At 72.9% G+C, this 25,361-nt stretch carries 23 protein-coding genes and 1 tRNA gene; 11 read left to right on the top strand and 13 right to left on the bottom strand.

The genetic code is table 11. The annotated features are described in order from the left end of the window. Positions 1-29: 29 nt before the first annotated feature. The 5 genes from C569_RS0114890 to C569_RS0114870 form a co-directional block, all read right to left on the bottom strand. Positions 30-3,611, bottom strand: a complete 3,582-nt coding sequence (locus C569_RS0114890; RefSeq protein WP_018786574.1) for an adenylate/guanylate cyclase domain-containing protein — start codon at positions 3,609-3,611, stop codon at positions 30-32. Beyond that, positions 3,608-4,408: an MBL fold metallo-hydrolase gene (locus C569_RS0114885; protein WP_026268171.1), complete on the bottom strand. Its 801-nt coding sequence runs from the start codon at positions 4,406-4,408 to the stop codon at positions 3,608-3,610. The genes C569_RS0114890 and C569_RS0114885 overlap by 4 nt, the downstream gene beginning before the upstream one ends. Before the next feature lie 115 nt (positions 4,409-4,523). Continuing rightward, on the bottom strand, positions 4,524-4,985 hold the full coding sequence (locus tag C569_RS0114880) for a RidA family protein (protein ID WP_018786572.1): 462 nt from the start codon (positions 4,983-4,985) through the stop codon (positions 4,524-4,526). Positions 4,986-4,990: 5 nt separating this feature from the next. Beyond that, a complete protein-coding gene (locus C569_RS33195; protein ID WP_013289021.1) occupies positions 4,991-5,146 on the bottom strand; it encodes a DUF4177 domain-containing protein in 156 nt (51 codons plus the stop codon). Between the two features lie 62 nt (positions 5,147-5,208). Next, complete coding sequence (locus tag C569_RS0114870; protein ID WP_018786571.1) at positions 5,209-5,649, bottom strand: hypothetical protein; 441 nt, start codon at positions 5,647-5,649, stop codon at positions 5,209-5,211. Between the two features lie 336 nt (positions 5,650-5,985). On the opposite strand from C569_RS0114870, the gene C569_RS0114865 reads away from it, so the two are divergent. The 3 genes from C569_RS0114865 to C569_RS0114855 all read left to right on the top strand — a co-directional run bounded on the left by C569_RS0114865 (position 5,986) and on the right by C569_RS0114855 (position 8,817). Continuing rightward, positions 5,986-6,567 carry a hypothetical protein gene (locus C569_RS0114865; protein WP_018786570.1) on the top strand — a complete coding sequence of 194 codons (582 nt, stop codon included), beginning with the start codon at positions 5,986-5,988 and terminating at the stop codon, positions 6,565-6,567. Positions 6,568-6,639: 72 nt separating this feature from the next. Beyond that, positions 6,640-7,614, top strand: coding sequence for an ArsA-related P-loop ATPase (locus C569_RS0114860; protein ID WP_018786569.1), 975 nt, complete (start codon positions 6,640-6,642; stop codon positions 7,612-7,614). A gap of 54 nt (positions 7,615-7,668) precedes the next feature. Beyond that, the gene (locus C569_RS0114855) at positions 7,669-8,817 is read left to right on the top strand and encodes an ArsA-related P-loop ATPase (RefSeq protein ID WP_026268170.1); all 1,149 of its coding nucleotides are present in this window, start codon (positions 7,669-7,671) and stop codon (positions 8,815-8,817) included. Positions 8,818-8,826: 9 nt separating this feature from the next. Here the strand turns inward: C569_RS0114855 and C569_RS0114850 are convergent, their stop codons facing one another. Continuing rightward, a complete protein-coding gene (locus C569_RS0114850) occupies positions 8,827-9,147 on the bottom strand; it encodes a WhiB family transcriptional regulator (RefSeq protein WP_018786567.1) in 321 nt (106 codons plus the stop codon). Between the two features lie 401 nt (positions 9,148-9,548). Between C569_RS0114850 and C569_RS0114845 the strand changes: the two genes are divergently transcribed. Then, positions 9,549-11,978 carry a transglycosylase domain-containing protein gene (locus C569_RS0114845; protein WP_036345908.1) on the top strand — a complete coding sequence of 810 codons (2,430 nt, stop codon included), beginning with the start codon at positions 9,549-9,551 and terminating at the stop codon, positions 11,976-11,978. Positions 11,979-12,049: 71 nt separating this feature from the next. On the opposite strand, the gene C569_RS0114840 is transcribed toward C569_RS0114845, so the two are convergent. Further along, entirely contained in the window at positions 12,050-12,505 is a 456-nt protein-coding gene (locus tag C569_RS0114840; RefSeq protein ID WP_018786565.1) for a GatB/YqeY domain-containing protein, read from the bottom strand. A gap of 25 nt (positions 12,506-12,530) precedes the next feature. Between C569_RS0114840 and C569_RS0114835 the strand changes: the two genes are divergently transcribed. From C569_RS0114835 to C569_RS0114820, 5 genes are all read left to right on the top strand, one after another. Then, the gene (locus tag C569_RS0114835) at positions 12,531-13,424 is read left to right on the top strand and encodes a metallophosphoesterase (protein WP_018786564.1); all 894 of its coding nucleotides are present in this window, start codon (positions 12,531-12,533) and stop codon (positions 13,422-13,424) included. 148 nt (positions 13,425-13,572) lie between these two features. After that, a tRNA-Pro gene (locus C569_RS0114830) sits at positions 13,573-13,649 on the top strand. A gap of 49 nt (positions 13,650-13,698) precedes the next feature. Further along, a complete protein-coding gene (locus C569_RS34750) occupies positions 13,699-13,833 on the top strand; it encodes a hypothetical protein (protein WP_255327272.1) in 135 nt (44 codons plus the stop codon). A 44-nt stretch (positions 13,834-13,877) separates the two neighbouring features. After that, entirely contained in the window at positions 13,878-14,564 is a 687-nt protein-coding gene (locus tag C569_RS0114825; protein WP_018786563.1) for an HAD family hydrolase, read from the top strand. A gap of 62 nt (positions 14,565-14,626) precedes the next feature. Next, complete coding sequence (locus C569_RS0114820) at positions 14,627-15,730, top strand: calcium:proton antiporter (protein WP_036345927.1); 1,104 nt, start codon at positions 14,627-14,629, stop codon at positions 15,728-15,730. A gap of 22 nt (positions 15,731-15,752) precedes the next feature. Here C569_RS0114820 and C569_RS0114815 read toward each other — a convergent pair whose 3' ends face one another. Then, positions 15,753-16,226 carry a hypothetical protein gene (locus C569_RS0114815; protein ID WP_018786561.1) on the bottom strand — a complete coding sequence of 158 codons (474 nt, stop codon included), beginning with the start codon at positions 16,224-16,226 and terminating at the stop codon, positions 15,753-15,755. Between the two features lie 109 nt (positions 16,227-16,335). Here C569_RS0114815 and C569_RS0114810 point away from each other — a divergent pair, with 109 nt between their 5' ends. Further along, positions 16,336-17,616: an MFS transporter gene (locus C569_RS0114810; RefSeq protein WP_018786560.1), complete on the top strand. Its 1,281-nt coding sequence runs from the start codon at positions 16,336-16,338 to the stop codon at positions 17,614-17,616. Positions 17,617-17,672: 56 nt separating this feature from the next. Here C569_RS0114810 and C569_RS0114805 read toward each other — a convergent pair whose 3' ends face one another. The 3 genes from C569_RS0114805 to C569_RS0114795 all read right to left on the bottom strand — a co-directional run bounded on the left by C569_RS0114805 (position 17,673) and on the right by C569_RS0114795 (position 21,297). Next, positions 17,673-19,415 carry a bifunctional UDP-sugar hydrolase/5'-nucleotidase gene (locus tag C569_RS0114805; RefSeq protein ID WP_018786559.1) on the bottom strand — a complete coding sequence of 581 codons (1,743 nt, stop codon included), beginning with the start codon at positions 19,413-19,415 and terminating at the stop codon, positions 17,673-17,675. A 402-nt stretch (positions 19,416-19,817) separates the two neighbouring features. Then, positions 19,818-20,510, bottom strand: a complete 693-nt coding sequence (locus C569_RS0114800) for a hypothetical protein (RefSeq protein ID WP_018786558.1) — start codon at positions 20,508-20,510, stop codon at positions 19,818-19,820. Between the two features lie 7 nt (positions 20,511-20,517). Next, complete coding sequence (locus tag C569_RS0114795) at positions 20,518-21,297, bottom strand: phosphodiesterase (protein ID WP_018786557.1); 780 nt, start codon at positions 21,295-21,297, stop codon at positions 20,518-20,520. Between the two features lie 178 nt (positions 21,298-21,475). On the opposite strand from C569_RS0114795, the gene C569_RS0114790 reads away from it, so the two are divergent. Then, positions 21,476-22,933, top strand: coding sequence for a diguanylate cyclase (locus tag C569_RS0114790; RefSeq protein WP_018786556.1), 1,458 nt, complete (start codon positions 21,476-21,478; stop codon positions 22,931-22,933). Between the two features lie 22 nt (positions 22,934-22,955). Here C569_RS0114790 and C569_RS0114785 read toward each other — a convergent pair whose 3' ends face one another. Further along, on the bottom strand, positions 22,956-24,017 hold the full coding sequence (locus C569_RS0114785; RefSeq protein ID WP_018786555.1) for an aspartate-semialdehyde dehydrogenase: 1,062 nt from the start codon (positions 24,015-24,017) through the stop codon (positions 22,956-22,958). Between the two features lie 6 nt (positions 24,018-24,023). Then, positions 24,024-25,289, bottom strand: a complete 1,266-nt coding sequence (locus tag C569_RS0114780; RefSeq protein WP_018786554.1) for an aspartate kinase — start codon at positions 25,287-25,289, stop codon at positions 24,024-24,026. Positions 25,290-25,361 lie beyond the last annotated feature (72 nt).

Genomic DNA, 25,361 nt, shown 5'->3' with positions numbered 1-25,361 from the left:
CATCCCCGGAACCGTCAGAACAAGAGCGGTCAGCCGCCGGAGAGGCGGACCCGCAACGCGTCCGCGACGACCCGCTCACTGCGCTGCTCGGTGGCGTACGCGAGGCGTACCGCCTCCTCCGCGTTCGTCAGTGCCTCGACCCGGCTACCGCAGGCGTCCAGCGCCTCGGCCAGCACCAGCAGCGCCACCACCTGGCTGCGTACGTCCTCGGCCGGGGCGGTGACCGACCGCCGCGCCCAGTCGAGCGCCTGCTCGCGCTGGCCGTGGGCGAGCAGGGCGGCGGCGTACCGGGCCATCGTCTGCCGCCGGGAGAACAGCAGCGAGGGCGCGTTCGCCGCGCCGGTGGCGACCGGGGCGAGCAGCCCCACAGCGGTACCCGGGTCGCCCGCCGCGAGCCGGGCCATGGCGAGCAGAACCCGCGGCGCGACCTGGGCCGGTGCCTGCGGGTTGTGCGGCTCCACCCGGCTCAGCACCGACCGCGCCTCCTGCTCGGCGGTCTCGTGGTCGCCCATGTCCAGCGCCACGAAACCACGCAGCGTGCCGGCCATGCCGGTGAGCAGCGGGTGGGTGCTCCGGTCGGCGTATTCGAGCGCCTCGGTGAACAGGTCGGCCGCGTGTTCCGGCTCGCCCAGCCCCCGCGCCACCACCCCGCGCACCACAAGCGCGAAGCCCTGCCCCCAGTCGTCGCCCACCTCGGCGAAGTCCCGGTACGCGCGCCGCGCGGCCCGGTCCGCCTCGGCCAGATCGCCCAGCTCGGCGGTCGCGTACGCCTCGACCGCGCGCAGCGTCCCCACCGCCCACGCCTCGCCGACCCGCTCCCCGAACGGCAGGAACACCCGCGCCAACCGGCACGCCTCCCGCAGCCGGCCGGCGAGCAGCCGGGCGAACGCGGTGGTGCCGCGCAGCCAGGCCCGCCCGTACGGGTCCTTCAGCTCGGCGAAGAGCCGGGCGGCCCGGCCGAGCACCGCGTCGGTGCCCGCGAAGTCGCCCCGGGTGGTGGTCACCCAGGCCAGGTTCTGCAACGACCAGGCCTGCCCCCGGGGATCCCGCGCGGCGAGACTGACCTGGTACGACGCGGCCAGCCGGCTGCTCGCCTGCCCGAGCCGGCCGGCGATGAAGTCGGCCATACCGAGCCGCCGCATCGCCGAGGCCCGCAGTGTCGGCAGGTCGGCCTCGGTGGCCACCTGCAACGCCTCCTGCCAGTTGCACTCGGCCCGCTCGGCGTCGCCGAGTGTCTGCTGGGCCTGCCCGGCGAGCAGCAGCGCGGCGGTCCGGGTGGCCGGGTCGCCGGTGTTCGCGGCGATCTTCTCGGCGAACGCCAGCGCGTCGGCCGGGCGGCCGATCTGGAGCAGGGCCCGGGCGTGCACCACCCGGTCGGCCGGCGGCACCCCGTCGCGGGCCAGCTCGGCCGCGCGTTCGGCGTACTCGACCGCCAGCGCCGGCTCCCCCGACCGCAGCGACCGGCGGGCGGCCCGGCCCAGCGCGGCCACGCCCAGCGGGGTGACCGCCCGGGCCGGCGCGTCCGGGCGCAGCTTGACCGCGTCGGCGAGCGCCGTGGCCCGCTCCACGTGCTCGGCGACGAAGTCGTCGCGGGCGGCCTCGGTGAACGCGCCCCCCGGCGCGACACCGGCCTCGTCGACGCTCTCCGGTGCGGCCCAGCGGGCCAGCGCCGCGTGCCGCTCCGCCAGCTCGGCCTTGCTCACCCCGGCGTACGCGGCCTCCCGCATCAGCGGGGTGGCGAAGGCGAACCCGCCGCGGGTGCGGTGCAGCATGCGCCGTTGCAGCAGCTCCTCCACGGCCCGGTCCAGCTCGACGGCGGCCACCGCGGCGGGCCGCCCGTCCCGTCCGACCCGCTGCTCCCGCAACGCCTCCAGCGCGCCCGCCGGCACCGTGTCGCCCACCACGGCGGCATCGCGCAGCGCCGATCGGGCGTCCGGTGGCAGCGCGTCGATACGCGCCGCGAGCACCGCGGCCAGGTCCCGGGAGAGCAGCCGGCTGCCGAGCGAGCCCGGGGCGAGTCGCCAGCCGACGTCAGCGCCCCGGCCCGGTCCGGCGGTGAGCGCCCCCCGCTCCATCAGCAGCGTGACCAGCTCGGCCAGGTAGAACGGGTTGCCCTGCGCGGTGGCGAGCAGCCGGTCCGCGTCGGTCTGGGGCATGCGGCCACCGGACAGGTAGCTGGTGAGCAGCCGGGACGCGTCCGCGCCGCGCAGCGGCGGCAGCGCGTGCACCTCGGCGTCCGCGACGCGGGTCAGCGCGCCCGCGGTCCGGACCAGCTCGGGGCGGCCGAGCAGCAGCACCAGCACCGGCCCGCTGAGCCGGTTGAGGGTCAGCGCCAGCGCCTTGAGCGTCTCGGCGGTGGCGTCGTGCAGGTCGTCCACCACGATCACCAGCGGCGCCTCACCGGCGAGCGCGCTGAGCAGGTCCGCCACCGCCGTGGGCACCGCTTCGTCGTCCGGCGGGGGTCCGGCCGCGTTCCACTCGCCGTTCTCCGCGGCGGGCGGGAGTTCGGCGTACCCGAGCAGGGCCAGGAGCTGGTCCACGGTGATCGCCGGCGGGTCGCCGGGGAGCCGGGCCAGGCGCTGGCCGAGGCGGCGCAGCCGCTCCTCGACGGCCGGCCGGGTGACGGCGGTGGCCGCGTCGCCGGGCAGGCCGACGGCGGCCCGGACCAGATCGGCCAGCGGGGCCAGCCGGCGGCGCTCGCCGAACGCCTCGCAGCGCACCGAGAGCACCCGGGCGCCGGTGTGCGCCGCGTACCGTCCGGCGCCGACGTCGTAGCCGGCGGCGAGGCGTTCCACCTCGGCCGCGAACCGGGACTTGCCGATCCCCGCCTCGGCGGTCATCAGCAGCACCCGGGGCTCGCCCCGGTCGATCACCTCGGCGAGCCGGCCGGCGACCCGGCCGATCTCGGTCTCCCGGCCCACGAACGGCGCCTCGTCGCCGAGGCCGGACCGGGTGCCGGGGGCGTCGAGCAGGCCCAGCAGCTCGTACGCCTCGACCGGTTCCCGCTTGCCCTTGAGCCGGAGCGGGCGCAGCGCCCGCCAGGAGGCGACGTGCCGGGTGGCGGCGGAGGTGCGTGCCCCGGCGTAGACCGCGCCGACCGCGGCGGCGTCGGCCAGCCGGGCGGCGGTGTTCACCGTGTCGCCGATGACCGTGTACTCGATCGCCGCCTGGATGCCGGCGATCACGTCCCCGGTGTTGAGGCCGACGCGCAGGCCGAGCGGCGCGCCGCCGCCGCGCTCGTCGTCGAGCACCCGCCGCACCGCGCGCTGCATGGACAGCGCCGCGCGGACCGCCCGCTCGGCGTCGTCCTCGTGCGCGACCGGGGCGCCGAAGACCGCCATGATCCCGTCGCCGGTGAGCTTGTCGACGTGCCCGCCGAACGTCTTGACCGCGCCCGCGAGGGCGGCCAGCACCCGGTCGGTGACCGCCCCGACCCGTTCCGGGTCCAGGTCCTCCGACCAGGAGGTGAAGTCGGACAGGTCGCCGAAGAGCACGGTCACCACGCGGCGCTCGGCGGCGGGCAGCGTGGCGGCAGCCGGCAGCGCCGCCCCGCAGTTGTGGCAGAACCGCGCCCCGGGCACGGCGACGGTCCCGCACACCGGGCAGGTCACGGCTGCTCCACTCCGAGGTGTTCGAGCTGGGCCCGGACCGACCACTCGGCGGCCCACCACAGCGACCTGTCGACGTCGGCGTAGACCACGGCGACCACCTCGGCCGCGGTGGTGGCGCCCGCGGCGACGGCGGCGCGCACCTGGTCCAGCCGGGCCCGCCGGTGGGTCAGGTAGAAGTCGGCCGCCACACCGCAGTCGGCGAGCGCCGGGCCGTGGCCCGGCAGCGCCGGGATCCCCCGGTACGTGGAGAGCAGCTCCAGGCTCGACAGGTAGTCGCCGAGGTGCCCGTCCGGGTGGGCGACCACTGTGGTGCCACGGCCGAGGATGGTGTCGCCGGTCAGCACCACGCGCTCGCCGGCGTGCTCGGCCAGAAAGCAGACCGAGTCGGCGGTGTGCCCGGGGGTGGGCAGCAGCCGGATCTCCAGGCCGAACCCGCCGAAGTCCTCACCCGGCTCGGTCAGCGGTTCACCACCGATGGTGTGCGCCGGGTCGGCGGCGAGCACGTGCACGCCGCCGAGCAGCTCGCTGAGCCGGGGCGCGCCCTCGGTGTGGTCGGCGTGCCCGTGCGTGATCAGCACGTATCCGACGGGCCCCTGTGCCGCGATCGCGGCCAGGTGTCCCTCGTCGGCGGGGCCCGGGTCGACCACCACGGCGGGGGCGTCCGGCCCGGCCCGCAGCACCCAGGTGTTCGTCCCGTCGAGCGTCATCGGCCCCGGGTTCGGCGCACGCAGCAACGTCACCCATGCCGGCAGCTCCTCCGCGAGCGCCCCCGCCGCACCGGCCATCCGCCCACCCATGGCTGCGATCGTACGACTCCGCCCGCCACTCCCCGCGATCTTGCAGTTCCGGCCCGAGCTTTGTCCCCGTCTGGGGCTTCTGCCCGGGCGGGAACCGCAAGATCGCGGGTTGGGGTCATGCGACCTCGACGATGACCTCTACCTCTACCGGGGCGTCGAGGGGGAGTTCGGCCACGCCAACGGCGCTGCGGGCGTGGCGGCCGGCCTCGCCGAACACGGTGCCGAACAGGTCGGAGGCGCCGTTGATCACGCCGGGCTGGCCGGTGAAGCCGGATGCGCTGGCCACGAAGCCGGTCAGCTTCACGACCTTGACCACGTTCTCCAGCCCGACCAGCGCGTCGATCGCGGCGAGCGCGTTGAGCGCGCACCGCTGCGCCAGGTCCTTCGCCTGCTCGGCCGAGACGCCGTTGCCGACCTTCCCGGTGGCGAGGAGCCTGCCCTCGGCCATCGGCAGCTGGCCGGACACGTAGACGTGCTGCCCCGACTGGACGGCCGGCACGTAGCTGGCCACCGGCGGCACCACCTCGGGCAGTTCGAGGCCGAGTTCGGCGAGCTTCGCGTGGGGTCCGTTGCTCATGGAGGTCAGCCCTTCGGACGCTTCAGGTACGCGACGAGCTGCTCCGGGTTCGGGCCGGGGACCACGGAGACCAGTTCCCAGCCGTCCTCGCCCCAGTTGTCGAGGATCTGCTTGGTCGCGTGGACCAGCAGCGGCACCGTGGCGTATTCCCACTTCTGCATCGGAGGAGGGCTCCCTTGCCTGACTTGGACTTCGGTCAGGCACAGCCTACGGTCCGCCGCCGTCACCAGGACGCGGGACGCGGCTCCGGCGGGTTCGGCGGCTCGCCGCACGGGCCCTCGTGCTCGAAGCGCTGCGGGCACCGGCTGCGGTCGGGCAGCAGCAGGTCGCAGAAGACCCGGTGCCTGTTGTTCTGGTCGTCCGCGGTGGAGACGGTGGTCTCGCCCGCGTCCAGCTCCACCAGGAAGCCCAGCGAGGTGGCCACGGTGCCGGCGAGCGCGGTGGCCGCCGCCAGGTCGGGCACCCGGACCTGGAGGTGGATGACGTACGCGGGCTCGTCCTCGTCCCGCCCCGCCCCGCCGGAGCGGGGGAGCGTCCGGACCGCCTCGGCCGCCGGGCCGTAGGACCGCTCGTTCAACGACGCGCCCGGACCCTCGGCCTCGCCCGGCCGTCCGGCCCGGTCACCGGGGAACTGGGCTCGGGGACTGTTATCCGCGTCGCGCATCCGTCGCCTCCGGGCGTCGTACCTGTTCACCAACACCGCCATCCGCCTCGGAGCCGTCCGGCGGCCCGGCTCTCCGCATCGGGGAAGAACGTAGATCCTGGGACAAGTCCCGGCAACGGGACGCGCACACCTCGTCACGTCCAGTCACATTTGCGACACAAGGCTGGTCGGGAACACGGTGGCCGTCTCCGTCCGGCGGGGCGCCTACGCGGGGCTGGCAACCGTCCCGCCGACCGATACCCTTCCGGACTGGACGCGCGCAGACGCGCGCCCGCACACCTCGACCCGTGCCCGTCGCCTGGGGCGGCGCCGGGAGCCGCAACCCGGGGGAGACAGATGACCCAACCGCCCGCCGGTGGCGACACCGGCACGCCCGGCGACCCGAATCCGCTACCGCCGCCCACCGGCGGCGCGCCGCCGGGATCCGCACCCGCCGCCGGCCCGCCGCCGGCGTACCCGTCCGAACCCCAGCCGCGCAGACGACCGGCGGTGCTGATCGTCTCGCTGGTGCTGGCCGTCGCCGTCCTGCTCTGCGGCGGCGGGGGCACCGCCGCGTTCCTCGCACTGCGCGACAGCGAGGACGGCCAGGGCGCGAACGAGCCGCAGGTCGCGGTGGACGGCTTCCTCAAGGCCGTCTACCAGGAACGCGACGCCGAGAAGGCGGCCGCGTTCGTCTGCTCCGCGGCCCGCGACGACGAGAAGATCGCCACCAAGGTCGCCGAGGTGCAGAAGTACGTCGGGCAGTACCAGAACCCCCGGTTCCGCTGGCCCACCCCGACCGTCGACAACCAGACCGGGGACCGGGCCACCGTCTCCGCCCGGGTGACCATGACCACCGCCGACGAGAAGGTCGCCGAGCAGGCGCTGCGCTTCACGGTGGTGCGGAAGACGGGTTGGTGGGTCTGCGAGGTCGGCTGATCCCACCGGCCGGACAGAGCTGATCCCACCGGCCGGACAGGGCTGGTCCCAACGGCTGGTTAGGCTCGACGGGTGGCAGCGAGTGAGCAGCCGGCCGAGTCCGCCGGCAGATGGCCGGCCCGCCTGCACGTGGTGACCGGCAAGGGCGGCACGGGAAAGACGAGCGTGGCCGCCGCGCTGGCCCTCGGCCTGGCCGCCGGGGGCCGGCGCACCCTGCTGGTCGAGGTGGAGGGTCGGCAGGGCATCGCCCAGCTCTTCGGCACCGACCCGTTCCCGTACGAGGAACGGCACCTCGCCGACGCGCCCGGCGGCGGTGAGGTGCGGGCGCTGGCGGTCGACGCCGAGGAGGCGCTCCTCGAATACCTGGACATGTTCTACAAGCTCGGCGCCGCCGGCCGGGCGCTGCGCAAGCTCGGCGCGATCGACTTCGCCACCACGATCGCGCCGGGCCTGCGCGACGTGCTGCTCACCGGCAAGGTCAAGGAGGCGACCACCCGGACCAGCGGGTCGCGCCGGGCGTACGACGCGGTGGTGCTGGACGCGCCGCCGACCGGGCGGATCGGCCGCTTCCTCAATGTGACGGCGGAGACCGCCCGGCTGGCGAAGGTCGGCCCGATCAAGACCCAGAGCGAGGGTGTCTCCGCGCTGCTCCGGTCGCCGATGACCGCCGTGCACGTGGTCACGCTGCTGGAGGAGATGCCGGTCCAGGAGACGCTCGACGCGGTCGCGGAGCTGACCCAGCTCGGTTTCCCGGTCGGCCGGGTGATCGTCAACGGCGTCCGCCCGCCGGTGCCGGCCGGGCGGGCGGTGACCGCGGCCGAGCTGAAGCGCGGGCTGGCCGCCGCCGGCCTGCCGGCCGACGGCCCGACCGTGGCCGGGCTCGTCGAGGAGGCGCGTGACCAGCAGGTACGCCGTGAACTGGAGGACTCCCTCCGGGCTGACCTGGTGGATCTCGGACTGCCCCTGGTCGAGCTGCCCCTGCTGCCCGAGGGGGTCGACCGGGCCGGGCTGGAGACGCTCGCGCAGACCCTCGTCCGGGCGGATTGACTCACACCTGAGGCCGGCACGGAGCAGAGTGCCCCTCGGGCCCGATACGCTCGATTGGTGCCTTCCGAAGACGCGGCGCCTCCGCTTGACGTCGACCAGATCCTCGCCGACGACGGCGTACGGATCGTGGTCTGCTGCGGGGCGGGCGGTGTGGGCAAGACGACCACGGCGGCGGCGCTGGCGTTGCGGGCGGCCGAGCGGCACGGCCGGCGGACGGTGGTGCTCACCATCGACCCGGCCCGCCGGTTGGCCCAGTCGCTCGGCCTGACCGAGCTGGACAACACGCCCCGGCAGGTAAAGGGCATCGACGTCGAGGCCAGCGGTGGCGAACTGCACGCCATGATGCTCGACATGAAGCGCACGTTCGACGACGTGGTGCTCCAGCACACCGAACCGGCGAAGGCGGCGGAGATCTTCGCCAACCCCTTCTACCAGGCCATGAGTTCCACCTTCGCCGGCACGCAGGAGTACATGGCGATGGAGAAGCTGGGCCAGTTGCACGCCCGGGGCGAGTGGGACCTGATCGTGGTGGACACGCCGCCGTCCCGCTCCGCGCTCGACTTCCTGGATGCGCCGGCCCGGCTGTCCCGGTTCCTCGACGGCCGGATGCTGCGGCTGCTGCTGGCTCCGGCGCGCAGCGGCGGGCGGAGCATGTTCAGCCTGGTCACAGCGAGCTTCGGAATGTTCTCCAAGGTGGTGCAGAAGGTGATCGGCGCCCAGCTGCTCACCGACCTGTCCGGCTTCGTGGCCGCCCTCGACTCGATGTTCGGCGGGTTCCGGCAGCGCGCCGAGCAGACGTACCGGATCCTCCAGGCCCGGGAGACGGCGTTCCTGCTGGTCGCGGCGCCGGAGCCGGACGCGGTCCGGGAGGCCGCCTACTTCGCCGGCCGCCTGCGCTCCGAGCGGATGCCGCTGGCCGGGCTGGTGCTCAACCGGGTGCACCGTCCGGCGGCGGACCTCTCCGCCGCGGAGAGCCTGGCCGCCGCGGAGCGGCTGTCCGGCGTCGGCGGGCACGAGAACACCGTCGAGGTGTTGCGCGCGCACGCCGCGCTGGCCCAGCAGGCGGTACGCGAGGAGCAGGTGGCGGCCCGGTTCACCGAGGCGTTCCCGGCGGTGCCGGCGGTGTCGGTGACGGCGCAGCCCGCCGACGTGCACGACGTCGACGGGCTGCGGACGATCGGCGAGGCGATCAGCCGGCGCTGACCGGTCCGGTCAGGTGGCCGTGGTGACCAGGATCTTGTCCTTGCCGGCCTTCTCCTTGGCGTTCTTCTTCATGGCCGCCTCGAACATCTTGCGCCAGCTGGCGACCTGCGGGTGACGGCGCAGCAACGCCCGGCGCTCGCGCTCGGTCATGCCACCCCACACACCGAACTCGATCCGGTTGTCAAGCGCGTCGGCGAGGCATTCGTACCGAACTGGGCAGCTCCGGCAGATCCTCTTCGCCACGTTCTGTTCGGCGCCCTGTACGAACAACGCGTCCGGGTCTCCGTTCTGACACGCCGCCAGTGACGGCCAGTCAGTGATCATGCCCATCTGTACACGTCCCCCCTTGCAGTACCTACCGACTTCGCGCGCGCAGCTCTCGTACTTCCCCCGGTCGTTCGCGCCGGCCTCCCCAGGGCGGCACAAACGACTCATGGCTGCGGTCGCCGCCACCATCATGCTGTGTAGTCGCCCGATTACGCAACGTTGTCGGCGAAATCCATCATTCCGGACACTCCCGGCTTCCCGGGCTTTCGCCCCGCGACTACCCCGCCCGACTACGTGAAAACGCTGCGCCACTCCCGGAGTTCGGCGAGACTTCCGCCGGATCCACGCAACCTCGGACCAGGGCTCGTGCGTTTAGCACAACGAGGCCGGCGCGTGCAGGAAATGGGGAAAGTTCCCCGCGCGCCCACCGATTCCTGCTCGCGTACCCTGTCGAGGTGACCTGGATGCGGAAACGTGACCACAACGTGCTGACCAACGCCGCGTCGCTGCTGATCTGCGGCCTCCTGGCCGGGGTGGTGGTCGCCGCGGCGGCCTTCCCTGTGGCGGCGATGTCCGGACTCGCAGCCAAGGCCGGGGCGGAGACGTTCGAGGCGCTGCCCAAGGAGCTGACAGTCGCCCGGGCACCCCAGATCACCAAGCTGCTCGCGGCCGACGGCAAGACGGTGCTGGCCACGATGTACGACGAGAACCGCAAGGACGTCCAGCTCAAGGACATCTCGCCGTACATGCAGAAGGCCATCATCGCGGCCGAGGACCACGACTTCTACAAGCACAACGGCGTGGACATCAACGGTGTGGCGCGGGCCTTCGTCAACAACCAGGCCGCCGGCGCCTCCCGGCAGGGCGCGTCGACGCTCACCATGCAGTACGTCCGCCTGGCCATCTCCTACTCGGCCACGCACCCGGCCGACGTCGTCGCCGCGACCGAGGACACCAGCGGCCGCAAGCTGCGCGAGATGAGCCTGGCGCTCCAGGTCGACAAGGAACTCTCCAAGGACGAGATCCTCCGGCGTTACCTGAACATCGCCGCGTTCGGCAACAGCGCGTACGGCATCTGGGCGGCCAGCCAGGTCTACTTCAACAAGCCGCCGAGCAAGCTCGACATCCAGGAGTCGGCGATGCTCGCCGGCATGGTGAAGGCCCCCACCGCGTTCGATCCCACCACCAAGGCGGGTTACCCGGAGGCGGTCGGCCGGCGCGACTACGTCATCGACAACATGGTGCAGATCGGCGCGATCACCCAGCAGGAGGCGGACGCCGCCAAGAAGATCAAGCTCCAGGTCAAGGGCAAGCGCACCCCGAACGGCTGCACCCAGACCACCACCCGCTCCTGGGGCTTCTTCTGCGACTACCTCTACCGCTGGTGGCTCCAGCAGGAGACGTTCGGCGCCACCTCGTACGACCGTGAGCGGCGGCTCAAGAGCGGCGGCTACACCATCGTGTCCACCCTGGACGTCCAGGCCCAGAAGGGCGCCGACAAGGCCGTCCGCAACAAGCTGGGCGAGAGCAGCAAGGCGGCCCGGATGGTGGCCGCCGTCGAGCCGGGCACCGGCCGGGTCCGCGCCGTGGCGGTGAACCGGAACTTCAAGCTCGACGACCCGGCCGACCCGCAGAACAAGATCTCCAGCGACCCGAAGAAGGCCAAGAAGAAGATCCGGGGCAACTACCCCAACACGGTCAACCCGCTGGTCACCGGTGGCCCCGGCATCGCCGGTTACCAGGCCGGCTCGACCTTCAAGATCTTCACGCTGGTGGCCGCGCTGGAGAAGGGCTACCCGCTCAGCTACAACATCAACGCGCCCCAGCAGTTCAAGTCGGACTACCCGGTCGAGTTCAACTCGCCGGCCGCCTGCAAGGGCACCAGCAAGTACTGCCCGACCAACGCCAACCCGGCGATGGCCGGCCCGCACACCATGTGGAGCGGCTTCGGCTTCTCGGTCAACACGTTCTTCATCGACCTGCAGCAGCGGGTCGGCGCGGAGAACGTGGTGAAGGCCGCACAGAAGCTCGGTATCACGTTCCGCTCGTCGAGCGACGCGCAGCTCGCCGCCAACCCGCACCAGTGGGGCGCGTTCAGCCTCGGCGTCTCCCAGACCACCCCGCTGGAGCTGGCGAACGCGTACGCCACGCTCGCCGCCGACGGCACGTACTGCGAGCCGATCCCGGTGCAGGAGATCCGCGGCCCGGACGGCGAGAAGCTGGACGTCGCCAACCCCCGCTGCGAGCAGCGGGTCAGCACCGAGGTGGCCCGCGCCGCCGTGGACGCCGCGCGCTGCCCGGTCGGTGACCGCTCCTCCACCACGAAGTGCGGTACCGCCACCGCCGGCAACGTCCGCAACATCGTCGACGCGCCGGTGGCCGGCAAGTCCGGCACCACCGACTCGGAGAAGACCTCCTCCCTGGTCGCGATGACCAAGCAGTACGCGGTGGCCGGCATCATGGCCGACCCGGACTGGCCGCAGACCAACCAGAAGATGGGCCACGACACACCCACCGGCATCAACCCGGCGGTCTACCAGACGCTGCGCGACGCCATGAAGGGCAAGGAGCGGAAGAACTTCACCCCGCCCAGCGGCAAGATCGTCCTTGGTGACCAGCGCTCGATCCCGGGCGTGAAGTGCGAGTCCGTCGAGACCGCGAAGTCCCGGCTGAAGGGTGCCGGCTTCGAGCCGGTGGTCTCCAGCAACAAGGTGCCGTCGGAGTGCCCGGCCGGCACCGCCGCCGGCACCAGCCCCGACGGGCGCACCATCAAGGGCGGCGTGGTGATGATCGAGGTCAGCTCCGGTAAGGGCACCCCGGAGCAGGACGACACCGCGACACCGGACCGGCCGGGCGGCCCGGGTAACGGCCGACCAGGACGACCGGGCAACTGATCCAGTACGACGACGGCCACCTCCCGCGCGGGAGGTGGCCGTCGTCGTTTCCGCGCTACTTCGGCGCCGGATCAGAGGCCGAGCTGGCGGCGTACCTCGGCGGCGACCCGGCCACCCTCGGCCCGACCGGCCACCGCGCCCTGGGCCGCCTTCATGGCCGGGCCCATCTGCGCCTTGCCGGTGAAGCCACCCGCGGCGAGCGCCCCCGAGACCAGCTCGGCGAGTTCGTCGTCGGAGAGCTGCCTGGGCAGGTAACGCTCCAGCACCTCGCCCTCGGCGGTCTCCTTGCCGGCCTGCTCGGCGCGCCCCGCGTCGGCGAACGCCACCGCCGCCTCGCGGCGCTTCTTCGCCTCCTTGGTCAGCACGGCGAGCACCTCGTCGTCGCTGAGCTCGCGCTTTTCCCGGCCGGCGACCTCGGCGTTGCCCACGGCGGCCAGGGCCATCCGCAGTGTGGAGGTGGTCAGCTCGTCGCGCGCCTTGAGAGCGGCGCGCATGTCGGCGGTGAGACGGTCCTTCAGCGTGCTCATGGACGGTGAAACTACCCTGAACGCCATGCGAAAGCGCACACTATTCCGGCTCGCGGCGGGAACCGTCGCCGTCGGCGCGGCCACCCTGGCGTACGCGTCGCTCGTCGAGCGCAACATGTTCACCCTGCGCCGGTACGACGTGCCGGTGCTCCCGACCGACGCCGAACCGCTGCGGGTGCTGCACCTCTCCGACCTGCACATGATGCCCGACCAGCGACGCAAGCAGGACTGGGTGGCGTCGCTGGTCGCGCTCGACCCCGACCTGGTCGTGGTCACCGGCGACAACATGGCGCACCCGGAGTCGGTGCCGGGCGTGCTGCGCGCCCTGCAACCGCTGCTCGACCTGCCCGGGGCGTTCGTCTTCGGCTCCAACGACTACACCGGCCCGGTCATCAAGAACCCCTTCACCTACTTCCTGCCCGACCGGGAGTACACCGAGGGCGTGCCGCTGCCGTACGAGGAGCTGCGCGACATCTTCACCGGCGCCGGCTGGGCCGACCTGAACAACGCGCGCACCACGCTCAAGGCCGGCGGACGGGAGATCGAGCTGGCCGGCGTGGACGACCCGCACATCGAACGGGACGACTACGACGCCGTGGCCGGCCCGGTCAGTGGCGACGCGGCGCTGTCGATCGCGGTGTCCCACTCCCCCGAGCCCGTGGTGCTGGACCGGATGGCCGCCGACGGCTTCGGCCTGCTGCTCGCCGGGCACACCCACGGCGGCCAGGTGTGCGTGCCCGGGTACGGCGCGCTGGTGACCAACTGCGGGCTGCCCCGCTCGATGGCGCGCGGGCTGCACCGCTGGCCCGGCTCGGACTCCTGGCTGCACGTCTCTGCCGGCCTCGGCACCCACCCCACCGCCCCGATCCGCTTCGCCTGCCCTCCAGAGGCCAGCATCCTCACCCTGATCCCCCGCTGACCGCTCGCTCGGCTTGCCCGGCCGGCAGATCTTGGTACGCGCCCGCCCCTCCCGGGGCTGATCCGCACCAAGATCTGCCGGGTGGGCGGGGCGGGGGGTACCGAGTTTGACCGTGCGGGAGGGTGGGCTACTATTTGTCGGCACGCCTCGGGGTGTGGCGCAGCTTGGTAGCGCGCTTCGTTCGGGACGAAGAGGTCGTCGGTTCGAATCCGGCCACCCCGACCAGAGGCAAGAGGGCACATCCGGTCACCGGATGTGCCCTCTTGGTGTTTCGATGCGCCCCGGTATCGACGCGGACGCGCCCGGCGGACCCACGCTCCAAGTGACCGATCCGTACGGCAACGTGTTGCGCTTCGCGCAGCCGACAGGCCCGGAGCAGCCAGGTGACAAGGCGGGTGGCGACGTGTAGCGACGGAATTGGCAGGGCGATCACTGTCGCAGTAGGATCCCGGGATGCCGCGGCCGGTGGTCTTCGACCTCTTCCACACCTTGGTCCACGGCGCCGACGACGAGCGGGACCGCGTGGTCGGCGAGATGGCGCTCGTCGTCGGCGTGGATCCGGCGTCGCTCGTCTCCGCGTACCACGCGACCTGGCGGGACCGCCTCGTCCGGTGGGACGTGGAGGAGACAGTGCGGATCCTCGCCGGACGCCTCGGCGGCTCGCCGACCGACGAGCAGGTTGCGCGGGCCGCCGCGCACCGACGCGCCCTCGCCCGCCGGGTGCTGGGCCGTGTCTCGCCCGCCACCCTGGACGTCCTCGACGCGCTGCGCGGGTGCGGGCACCGGCTGGCCCTGATCAGCAACGCCACGTCCGAGACGGCCGAGGCCTGGGCGGACGGCCCGCTCGCGCGGCGTTTCGACGTCGCGGTCTTCTCCTGCGAGGTCGGGCTGGCCAAGCCGGACCCGGCGATCTACCGCGCCGCCGCGCGGCGGCTGGGTGTCGCGCCGGCCGACTGCGTGTACGTGGGCGACGGCGCGGACGGCGAACTGGCCGGCGCGGCGGCGGTCGGCATGACGGTGCTCCGGACCACCGAACACCAGGACACCGATGCCGGCTGGGCCGGACCCGTGATCGCGAACCTGCGTGACCTGCCCGCCCGCCTGGAGGAACCGGTCCCGATTCCCAGCTCGACCGAATAGACGGATGCACCCCGGCACGCGCGGTTGACAGTGTCTCCTGGCAGAGTATGCGCATGTCGCCGATGATCCGATCCCGCCTGACCGATTGGACCACCGTCGCGCCCCTGGTCGCCGTGCTCGTGCTCGTGATGACCTGGGGACGGGAGTTGCCCGGCCCACTCATCTTCGTGGTGGCGGCCCTGCTCGCGGCGGCTGTGCTCGCCGCGGTGCACCACGCCGAGGTGGTCGCGCACAGGGTCGGCGAGCCGTACGGGTCACTCGTGCTGGCGGTGGCGGTCACCGTAATCGAAGTCGGTCTGATCGTCACGCTGATGATCAGCGGCGGCGACAAGACGCAGGCGCTGGCGCGGGACACCGTCTTCGCCGCCGTCATGATCACCTGCAACGGCATCCTCGGTTTGTCGCTGCTGCTCGGCGCGCTGCGGCGGCAGGTCGCGGTGTTCAATCCGGAGGGCACCGGCGGCGCGCTCGCCACCGTGGCCACGCTCGCCACGCTCAGTCTGGTGGTGCCGACGTTCACCACGAGCCGGCCGGGGCCGGAGTTCTCCCCGGCGCAGCTCGCCTTCGCGGCGGTCGCCTCGCTGGCGCTCTACCTGCTGTTCGTCATGGTGCAGACCGGCCGGCACCGCGACTACTTCCTCCCGGTCACCCAGGAGGGCAGCATCCTCGCCGAGGACAAGGACGGTGACGGGCACGCCGAGCCGCCGTCCACGCGTACCGCACTGGCCAGCCTGGCCCTACTGGTGGTGGCGCTGGTCGCGGTGGTCGGCGACGCGAAGACGATCTCCCCAGCGATCGAGAGCGCGGTCAGCGCGGCGAACCTGCCGCAGGCGTTCGTCGGTGTGGTCATCGCGCTGCTGGTGCTGCTGCCGGAGACGCTCGCCGCCGCCCGCGCCGCGCGGCGGGACCGGGTGCAGATCAGCCTCAATCTCGCGCTCGGCTCGGCCATGGCCAGCATCGGCCTGACCATCCCGGCCATCGCGATCGCCTCGATCTGGCTGGACGGGCCGCTGATGCTGGGCCTGGGTGGCACCCAGATGACGCTGCTGGCGCTGACCGCTGTGGCGGCGGTGCTCACCGTGGTGCCGGGGCGGGCGACAGTGCTCCAGGGCGGGGTGCACCTGGTGCTGCTCGCCGCGTTCGTCTTCCTGGCCGCCAGCCCGTGAGCCGCTGCGCCGGCAGAGACCGTCAGTCGTGCGTCTCCGTACGCGCCACCTCGGCGAACGCGGCGGTCAGGTACTCGGCGAACGGGCGACCGGTGACCGCCAGCAGATCGGCCACCAGCAGCGGCGCGTGCCGTGCGATCGCCGCCGGGCCGGGCGGGTTCTCGTCGTCGCCCGGGTCGTAGACGCCGAGCGCGCCGGCCAGCAGCACCAGCAGCACGTGCGGGTCGACGTCGGGCCACCACGGCGCCGCCGACCGGACACACTGTTCCAGCACCTGCCGTACGTCGTCGCCGTCCAGCCCGTCCGGATGCCCCTCCTCGATCAGCAGCCGGACCACGCCGCCGAGCACCAGCCCGGCCCGGTCGGCGGCGGCCAGCCGCTCGACGGCCGGTGCGTACGCCTCGGCGTCGTGGGCCTGCGCGGCGTTCACCGCGTCGGTGGCCGTCTCGGCGATCTCGCGGGCCGGTGCGGGCAGGTGCCGCCAGGTCGTCGTCACCGGGTCAGCATGGCAGAGCACGTGTGATCGCTCACCTTCCGGCCCGGCACCGCGTGTGTAAGGAGTAAACGGGTCGCGAGAGTCGTACCCCCCGAACAGAATCCCTGCCATGCTGCGCCGCGCCCTGCCCGCCCGTCCCGAAGCCCGCCGGATCCTGCTCGGCACGCTGTTCTCCGCGGTCGGGCGCGGCCTCACCCTGCCGTTCCTGTTCATCTATCTCACCGACGTACGCGGTCTGACCGATACCCGGGCCGGGCTGGTGATCGGCTGGTTCGGCGCGGTCACACTCGCTCTCTCGCCGCTGGCCGGCACGTTCATCGACCGGTTCGGCGCGCGCCGCGTGGTGCTGCCCTGCCTGGTGATCGAGGCGATCGGTACCGGCTCGCTGGCGCTGGTCGACTCGACCGCGTCGGCGTTCGGCGTGATGACGCTCGTCGCCGTGGGCAGCTCGGCGATCTGGGCCGGGCAGAACACGATCCTCGCCTCGCTGACCGGCGAAGGCGAGCGGCAGCGTGTCTTCGGGCTCAACTTCGCGCTGCTCAACCTCGGTATCGGCATGGGCGGCCTGATCTCCGGCGCGGTTGTCGACGTGGCCCGTCCGATCACCTTCGAGGTGATCTACCTGCTGGACGCGGTGAGCTACCTGACGCCCGCGCTGATCCTGCTCACGCTGCCGCACGTCGGACGCCGCCCGGCCGTGGCCGCGGGCACGAAGGCTGACGACCGGAGGACCGGCGGCTATCTCACGGTGCTGCGGGACCGGCCGTTCCGCCGCCTGGTCGTCTTCGGCCTGGTGCTCACCACCTGCGGGTACGCGCAGATCGAGGTGGGCTTCGCGGCGTACTCGGTCCGGGTGGTCGAGGTGACCCCACGGGTGGTGGCGTGGGCGCTGGCGGCGAACACCGTGATGATCGTGCTCTCCCAGCTGCTGGTGATCCGGCGACTGGAGGGGCGCAGCCGTACCCGTGCACTCGCCACAGTCGGCGCGGTCTTCGCCGGCGCGTGGCTGGTGCTCGGTGCGGCCGGCGTGGTGGGTAGCGCCAACGCGGTGCTCGCGGCGCTCGGCGTGGTGGCCTGCTCGGCCATCTTCGGGTTCGGCGAGACGATGCTGTCGCCGGTCATGCCCGCGATCACCAACGCGCTCGCCACCGACGAGCTGCGCGGCCGGTACAACGCGATGAGCTCGATGATCTTCGGGATCAGCGGGGTGGTCGGCCCGGTCACCGCCGGTCCGCTGATCGCCGCGGCGAACGGCCGCGTGTGGGTGGCAGTCGTGGTGGGCGGCTGCCTGGCCGCCTCGGTGCTCGCGCTGTCGCTACGCCCGCTGCTCACCGCCGCGCAGGACGGTCGTCTGACGGCCACCGAGGCGCCGGAGCCGGCGCGGGCCTGACACGCCGACGGGCCCCGGAGCGTCGCTCCGGGGCCCGTCGGCGGCGCGGTCGGCCGTCAGCCGGCGGCGACCTCGGTGGTGGTGCGGATCCGGTCCAGCGCCGGCGGGGAGACCGGCGACTTCTCGGTCAGGTACGCGGTGAAGGCGTCCAGGTCGATCTGGCCGGTAACCGCGTTGGTGCCGCCGGTCAGGACGCTGAAGCCGTCGCCGCCGCCGGCGAGGAAGTTGTTGACGGTGACCCGGTAGGTGGCGGTGTCCGTCACCGGGGTGCCGTTGATGGTGAGGCTGCCCCGGACGACGCGGGTGCCGGCGCACGGCGTGCCGGCCGGCGCGGTGGTGCCGTCGACGCCCACGACGTAGTTGACGGTCGAGGACGCGTAGAGCACGCGCGCCACTGTGAACTGCTGCTCCAGCATGCAGTAGAGCTGCGCACCGGTCAGGTCGAGCGTCACCAGGTTGTTGGCGAACGGCTGCACGGTGAACGCCTCGGCGTAGGTGACCGGGCCGCCGTCGAGGTCGGCGCGGACGCCACCGGGGTTCATGAACGCGGCGACCGCGTTCTGCTCGGTGTCGGTGGCGGCGAGCTGCGCGTCGGCGATCAGGTTGCCCAGCGGCGACTCACCGGTCTGGTAAGTCGGGTTGCCGTTGGCGTCGACCCCGGTCTGGTACAGGTTCTCCTGGGTCTTGGTGATCGCGGTGGTGGTCTCCCCGACCACCCGGTCGGCCACCGGGCCGAGCGCGGTCTTGTACCGGTTGATCAGCTCGGTCGAGGCCGGGTCCTTCTCGACGTCCCGGGTGACCACCACGTTGTTCGCGGACGCGGTGACCACGTCGCGGGTACGCGGGTCGATCTTCAGGTCGATCTGGGTGACCAGGCGGCCGAACGAGCTGGCGCTGGTGACCAGCTTGTTGTTGATGTTGCAGTTGTACGCGGCGTGGGTGTGCCCGCTGACGATCACGTCGATGGCCGGGTCCATCCGGTTGGCGATGTCGACGATCGGGCCGCTGAACCCGGTGCAGTCGTTGATGCCGCCGCCGTTCTGCACACCGCCCTCGTGCAGCAGCACGACGATGCTCTTGACCCCGAGCAGGCGCAGGATCCTGGCGTACTTGTTGGCGGTGTCGGCCTCGTCGGTGAACCGCAGGCCGGCGACGCCCTCCTGGCTGACGATGTTCGGGGTGCCCTCCAGGGTCATCCCGATGAAGCCGATCGGCACGCCCTGGACGATCTTGATGCCGAACGGCTGCATCAGCGGCAGGCCGGTGGAGGTCTTGAACGCGTTCGCCGAGAGGTAGCGGAACTTCGCCCCCTCGAACGGCGTGCCGTCGGCGCAGCCGTCCACCGGGTGGCAGCCGCCGCGCTGCATGCGCAGCAACTCGGCCGCGCCCTCGTCGAACTCGTGGTTGCCGACGCTCGCGAACTCCAGGCCGACGAGGTTCATCTCCTCGATGGTGGGCTCGTCGTGGAACGCGGCGGAGAGCAGCGGCGAGGCGCCGATCAGGTCACCCGCGGCGACCGTGACAGTGCCCTTGCCCTGCTGCTTGGCGGCGGCGCGCATCGACTTCAGGTGGCTGGCCAGGTATTCCGCGCCACCGGCCGGCTGACCCTCGATGGTGCCGCTGGAGCCGGTGGGCGGCTCCAGGTTGCCGTGGAAGTCGTTGATCGCGAGCAACTGGACGTCGACCGGCTTCGGGCGGGCCTCGGCCTGGTCGGGGGTGACGGCGACCGCAGTGAAGGCGGTCGCGGCGAGTGCGGCCAGGCCGACGGCGGCCCGGCGTCGCATCCCGGTGACGGACATGGAACTCCTCGTGAGATGCCGGTAGGTGGCGTCCGGGCGATGGTTCGCCCGGCGACCCTGATCCGTGCCGTGACAGGTGTCGATCGCGGAGTGCGGTACCCGGGGGAACGCCGCCCTCGCCGGGGTAGCTTCTCATCCACCGGCCGCCCGGTCGAACGGGCCGGCATCAGGAAGCGTCGCTGTCTCGGGCGGCCCGCACCGGTCTGCCGGACGAGTCGGACATGACGGTCAGATGAAATTCCGCGCGGCGCACGCTGTCGGTGCCCGCCACCGTCGAAGGCGCCGGCTCCCAGGGACAGGGAGCCGGCACCGACGCTCATGTCACGCGGAATTCCTTGCGCTGGCAACCGTCCTTGCCGGAATCACCTCCTGCCGGACACCCATCGCGGACCGAACGGTCGTTCATGTCCGACGGCCCGGCATATCGAGCAAACTGTCCGAACTCGACTGACGCCCCGGAGGGCCGGTCGGAGATCCGCTGTGGGCGGTGCCGACGAGCCCGCGCAACGCCGGACGCGTCCACCGCCCGGCGACACCCGGCCGGCCCGCCAGGTAGCCGACCGTCCGCGCGGCGTCCCAGCCGTGCGCCTCGCGCAGCCCGCGCGCCAGCATCCCGAGGTAGACCGGGGCGGGCCGGGTCCACCGCACCTCCACCGCCCGGTGCGGCGCGGTGAACGTGAGCATCGGCAGACCCTCGTGGACGCCGACGCGCAACAGCGTCTCGTAGCGACCCGGCCCGAGCGTCGCCCGTCCGGTCTCGACCGCGGCGAGGATCCCGGCCAGGTCGGCGCCGGGTGGCCGGTACATCTCCTGCGCGGCGATGTCGGCGAACTGCTCGACCGTCACCAGGTAGCCGCGCGCCGCCGCCCGGCCGGGCAGCAGCGGGTCGTAGAACGCCATGCCGCCGGTCCAGGCCCGCGACTCCCCGGCGAAGTAGACGCCGCCGGGGATCAGCAGCGGAAGCGTCCGGCGCGGTGGCCGGCGGTCCCGGCACCCGGGGTACGTGCGCAGCCCGCCCGGTGGGCACCCGCCCCGCAGATACCAGTCGAGCCGCGCGGCGTGCAGATTCGAGCCGTACGCGACGTACCAGAGCATCGGCGGCTCAGAACCAGCAGGTGCGCCCGGCGGCGTGGCTGACCTGGACGGTGTGCGTCACACAGCCACCGTCGGCGATGCGGTGCAGCAGGAAGGCGGTCGGCTCGGCGACGAACCCCGGCTCCTCCTCGCCGGTCATGGTCAGGCTCACCTGGATCCAGGTGCTCGGTGCGGTGGTCAGCACCGTACCGGCGAACGCGCTCGTCACCTGGCGGTGCAGGTGCCCCGCGGCGACGCGTACGACATGGGGGTGACGGCCGACCACGGCGGCGAGCGCCTCGGCGTCGGCCAGGCCCATCGCGTCCATGCCCGGCACGCCCACCGCAACCGGCGGATGGTGCAGGCACACGACGGCGGGCGCGTCGGTACGCCCGGCGAGCACCCCGTCGAGCCAGGCGAGTTGCTCGTCGCCGAGGCGTCCGCCGGGACTGCCCGGGGTGAGCGAGTCGAGCACCACGAGCGTCGCGTCCGGCAGATCGACGTGGTAGTGCGCCGAGAAACCGCCGGCCAGGTAGGGCGTGCCGCCGAACGTGTCGAGCAGCGACTCACGGTCGTCGTGGTTGCCGGTCACCAGGTGCACCGGCAGCGGGAACGCGCCGACGATCTCGCGCAGGGCGAGGTATTCGTCGGGCCGGCCGTTGGCGGTGAGGTCGCCGGTGATCACCACACAGTCGGGCCGGGGACGCAGCGCGAGCACCGTGCCGAGCGCCCGGTGCAATCCGGACGCCGGGTCGGCCGCGAGCGGGCCGGTGGTCACGTGCGGGTCGCTGAGCTGGGCGATGAGCATCGGCCGCCTCCTCGGGTGCCCGGGCCCTCACGCTATCGCCGCGCGGCCTCCCCGCGCAGGCCCGATCTCGCCCACAGGCGCCGTCCACAGCCTGTGGATAGCACATGTGTACGAAGGTCGGCGGCGGTTGCGCTGAGTACGCTTGATCGCGACCCCACCCCCTCCGAGCAGGAACGACGTGGATCACGAGCGAGTCCTCCGCGACGTCACGGTGCGCCTCCCCACGGCGTCGACCGTTCCGGAGGCGTGCCAGTGGACCGTCGCCGCGCTCGCCCGGCACACACCGGCGACCGCCACCGTCCTGCTCCGCGTCCACGACCGTCTGCGCTGCGTCGCCGCCACCGGCGCCTGGCAGGTGTTCTCCCACGTACCGGCCACCGCCGACGGCACCCCGCCGGGCCGCCACCGGGCCGAACCCTCGGTGGTCCGTCGGGTCTACGCCTCCGGCGTCACCGCCGCCGTGCCCGACGTCAGCGCCGACCCCGACTACCTCCCGGTCCGTCCGGACGTCACCGCCGAACTCTGTGTGCCGGTACGCGACCCGCACGGCCGTCCGATCGGGGTGCTCGACCTCCAGTGGAGCGAGCCGGTCGTGCTCGCGGCGTGGCGGGAGACCGCCGAACTGGTGGCCGACCGCCTCGGCGGGCGGATCGCCGCGCTCGGCGGGCCGCCGGCCGAGAGCCGCAGCGAGAAGCTGCTCCGGCACGCCGCCGCGTTCACCGCCGCGCCGACCGACTGGGACCTGATGACCGCCGCGCTCGCCGCGGCCCGGGACGTGTCGGCGCTCTCCGCCGCCGTGCTGGTGCTCACCGGCCGGCAGGGCCCCCGCCTCGGCGCACCCACCGGCACCCCGGGCGAGCTGGAGGCGCGGATCCGGGCCGAGCTGGCCGAGGCCGGACCGGCCGCGCTCGACCGCATGATCGACCGGGCCCACCGGTACGGCTCGGCGTACACGCTGGGTGAGGCGGGCCACCCGCCCACCGAGGAGTACCTGCCGCTGACCCGGGCCGGCGCGCGCACGCTCGTGGCGGTGCCGGTCGGCACGCCGGTCTCCGGCGGCGTGCTGCTCGTCGCCGACGAGCAACGTCTGCGCCCCGACCCGACCACCGTCAACCTGATCGAGCTGCTCGCCGGGCAGGCGTGGACCTGCCTGGACCGGCTGCGTACGCTCGCCCGGCTGCGCGAGCAGGCCAGCTCGGACCCGCTCACCGGGCTGCGGCACACCGGCTCGTTCGGGAAGCGGATCGCCACCGCCACGCCGGGGCGTACCGCGCTGCTGGCGATCGACGTGGACGGGTTCAAGGACGTCAACGACACGTACGGCCACCAGGCCGGTGACCGGCTGCTGGTGGGGCTGGCCCGGGCGCTGGAGGGCGCGTTGCGCCAGGGCGACGAGCTGTACCGGACCGGCGGCGACGAGTTCGTGGCGGTGATCGAGGTGAGCCGCCCCGAGGAGGCGGTCCGCATCGCCGAACGGCTCACCGAGGCGGCCCGCCGCACCGGCCGGACGATCAGCGTCGGCGTCGCCCTGCCCAGACCCGGCGAGTCCCTCGAACGCACCCTGCACCGAGCCGACCAGGCCCTGTACGCCGTGAAGCGCCACGGCCGGGACGGCGTCCACCTCTCCGCCGCCTGAATCGACCGACTCTGGGCGGGGGTTACGGGCGGGTGAGTTCCTTGGCCAGGAGTTCGGCTATCTGGGCCGTGTTGAGGGCGGCGCCCTTGCGGAGGTTGTCGCCCGTCACGAAGAGGTCCAGCGCCCGGGGGTCGTCCACCGCGCGACGGATCCGGCCCACCCAGGAGGGATCGGTGCCGACCGCGTCGATCGGCATCGGGAACTCCCCGGCCGCCGGGTCGTCGACCAGGATCACACCCGGCGCGTTGCGCAGCACCTCGCGGGCGCCCTCGGCGTCCACCTCGGTGGCGAAGACCGCGTGCACGGCGACCGAGTGACCGGTCACCACCGGCACCCGTACGCAGGTGGCGGACACCTTGAGGTCGGGCAGCCCGAGGATCTTGCGCGACTCGTTGCGCAGCTTCATCTCCTCGGAGGACCAGCCGCCGTCGGCGAGCGAGCCCGCCCACGGTACGACGTTGAGCGCCAGCGGCGCCGGGAACGGACCCAGCTCGTCGCCGACGGCCTGCCGTACGTCACCGGCGCGGGACCCGAGCACCCGATCGCCCGCGATCTTGCCGAGCTGGAGGTGCAGCGCGTCCACGCCGGCCCGCCCCGCACCGGAGACCGCCTGGTACGACGCGAGCACCAGCTCACGCAGGCCGTACTCGCGGTGCAGCGGCGCGACCGCGACGATCATCGCCAGCGTGGTGCAGTTGGCGTTGGCGATGATGCCCTTGGGCCGGTTGCGTACCTGCTCGGGGTTGATCTCGGGAACCACGAGCGGCACGTCGCGGTCCATCCGGAAGGCGCCGGAGTTGTCCACCACCACCGCGCCGCGCGCCGCCGCGACCGGGGCCCACCGGGCGGACACATCGTCCGGCACGTCGAACATCGCCACGTCGACGCCGTCGAGGGCGTCGGCGGTGAGCGCCTGGACGGTCAGCTCCTCGCCCCGGCACCGCAGGCGCCTGCCGGCCGACCGCTCGGAGGCGAGCAGCCGGATCTCACCCCACACGTTGCGCCGGGAGGAGAGGATCTGGCACATCACCGTACCGACGGCACCTGTCGCCCCGACCACGGCGAGGGTGGGCAGCGACGCCATGACGCGTTACCGCCCGGTGCCGGCGTAGACGACGGCTTCGGTGTCACCACCCAGCTCGAAGGCGTCGTGGATGGCGCGGACCGCCTTGTCGAGGTCGGTGTCGCGGCAGACCACGGAGACCCGGATCTCCGACGTGGAGATCATCTCGATGTTCACACCGGCCGCGCCGAGGGCGGCGAAGAAGCCGGCGGCGACGCCCGGGTGCGAGCGCATGCCCGCGCCGATCAGGGAGACCTTGCCGACGTGGTCGTCGTACAGCAGGCCCTTGAACTTGACCGACTCCTGGATCTTGCTGAGCGCGGTCATCGCGGTCGGGCCGTCGGCCTTGGGCAGCGTGAACGAGATGTCCGTGCGGCCGGTGCCCTCGGTGGACACGTTCTGCACGATCATGTCGATGTTGATCTCCGCGCCGGCCACGGTGTCGAAGATCGACGCGGCGGCGCCCGGCTCGTCGGGCACGCCGACGATCGTGATCTTCGCTTCGCTGCGGTCGTGGGCGACCCCGGTGATCAGTGCCTGTTCCACAGGAAGGTCCTCCATCGATCCGGTGACCATCGTGCCGGTGTTGGTCGAGTATGACGAACGGACGTGGATCGGCAACCCCGCGCGCCGCGCGTACTCGACGCTGCGCAGGTGCAGCACCTTCGCGCCGCAGGCGGCCAGCTCCAGCATCTCCTCGTAGGTGATCCGCCTGATGTGCCGGGCGTTCGGCACGATGCGCGGGTCGGCGGTGAAGATCCCGTCCACGTCGGTGTAGATCTCGCAGACGTCCGCCTGCAGCGCGGCGGCGAGCGCCACGGCCGTGGTGTCCGAGCCGCCCCGCCCCAGCGTGGTCACGTCCTTGGTGTCCTGCGAGACGCCCTGGAAGCCGGCCACGATGACCACCGCGCCCTCGTCCAGCGCGCCCTTGAGCCGCCCCGGGGTCACGTCGATGATCCGGGCCCGGCCGTGCACCGAGGTGGTGATCACGCCGGCCTGGGAACCGGTGAACGAGCGGGCCTCGTACCCCAGGTTGTGGATCGCCATGGCGAGCAGCGCCATGGAGATCCGCTCCCCGGCGGTGAGCAGCATGTCCAGCTCACGGCCCGGCGGCAGCGGGCTGACCTGGTTGGCCAGGTCGAGCAGCTCGTCGGTGGTGTCGCCCATGGCGGACACCACCACGACCACGTCGTCGCCGGCCTTGCGCGCGGCCACGATGCGCTCGGCCACCCGCTTGATCCGCTCGGCGTTGGCGACGGAGGACCCGCCGTACTTCTGCACCACGAGTGCCACGACGGTGCACTCCCTCCCAGCGACGACCCTGAGCGTGCCGACGCCGCCGGGTCTCTCGGTCCGGCGGCGCGT

Source organism: Micromonospora sp. CNB394, assembly GCF_000374985.1.
GTDB classification, from domain to species: Bacteria; Actinomycetota; Actinomycetes; order Mycobacteriales; family Micromonosporaceae; genus Micromonospora; species Micromonospora marina.
Note: the sequence above shows the minus strand (reverse complement) of the source record. Positions and strands in the feature narration are given on the sequence as shown.

Coding starts and splice junctions, on each gene's coding strand:
- C569_RS0114805 (WP_018786559.1), bottom strand. CDS start 19,415: ATGTCCGTCACCGGGATGCGACGCCGGGCCGCCGTCGGCCTGGCCGCA.
- C569_RS0114835 (WP_018786564.1), top strand. CDS start 12,531: ATGCGAAAGCGCACACTATTCCGGCTCGCGGCGGGAACCGTCGCCGTC.
- C569_RS34750 (WP_255327272.1), top strand. CDS start 13,699: ATGCGCCCCGGTATCGACGCGGACGCGCCCGGCGGACCCACGCTCCAA.
- C569_RS0114885 (WP_026268171.1), bottom strand. CDS start 4,408: ATGGGTGGGCGGATGGCCGGTGCGGCGGGGGCGCTCGCGGAGGAGCTG.
- C569_RS0114880 (WP_018786572.1), bottom strand. CDS start 4,985: ATGAGCAACGGACCCCACGCGAAGCTCGCCGAACTCGGCCTCGAACTG.
- C569_RS0114865 (WP_018786570.1), top strand. CDS start 5,986: ATGACCCAACCGCCCGCCGGTGGCGACACCGGCACGCCCGGCGACCCG.
- C569_RS0114825 (WP_018786563.1), top strand. CDS start 13,878: ATGCCGCGGCCGGTGGTCTTCGACCTCTTCCACACCTTGGTCCACGGC.
- C569_RS0114850 (WP_018786567.1), bottom strand. CDS start 9,147: ATGGGCATGATCACTGACTGGCCGTCACTGGCGGCGTGTCAGAACGGA.
- C569_RS0114810 (WP_018786560.1), top strand. CDS start 16,336: ATGCTGCGCCGCGCCCTGCCCGCCCGTCCCGAAGCCCGCCGGATCCTG.
- C569_RS0114800 (WP_018786558.1), bottom strand. CDS start 20,510: ATGCTCTGGTACGTCGCGTACGGCTCGAATCTGCACGCCGCGCGGCTC.
- C569_RS0114870 (WP_018786571.1), bottom strand. CDS start 5,649: ATGCGCGACGCGGATAACAGTCCCCGAGCCCAGTTCCCCGGTGACCGG.
- C569_RS0114840 (WP_018786565.1), bottom strand. CDS start 12,505: ATGAGCACGCTGAAGGACCGTCTCACCGCCGACATGCGCGCCGCTCTC.
- C569_RS33195 (WP_013289021.1), bottom strand. CDS start 5,146: ATGCAGAAGTGGGAATACGCCACGGTGCCGCTGCTGGTCCACGCGACC.
- C569_RS0114845 (WP_036345908.1), top strand. CDS start 9,549: ATGCGGAAACGTGACCACAACGTGCTGACCAACGCCGCGTCGCTGCTG.
- C569_RS0114785 (WP_018786555.1), bottom strand. CDS start 24,017: ATGGCGTCGCTGCCCACCCTCGCCGTGGTCGGGGCGACAGGTGCCGTC.
- C569_RS0114795 (WP_018786557.1), bottom strand. CDS start 21,297: ATGCTCATCGCCCAGCTCAGCGACCCGCACGTGACCACCGGCCCGCTC.
- C569_RS0114820 (WP_036345927.1), top strand. CDS start 14,627: ATGATCCGATCCCGCCTGACCGATTGGACCACCGTCGCGCCCCTGGTC.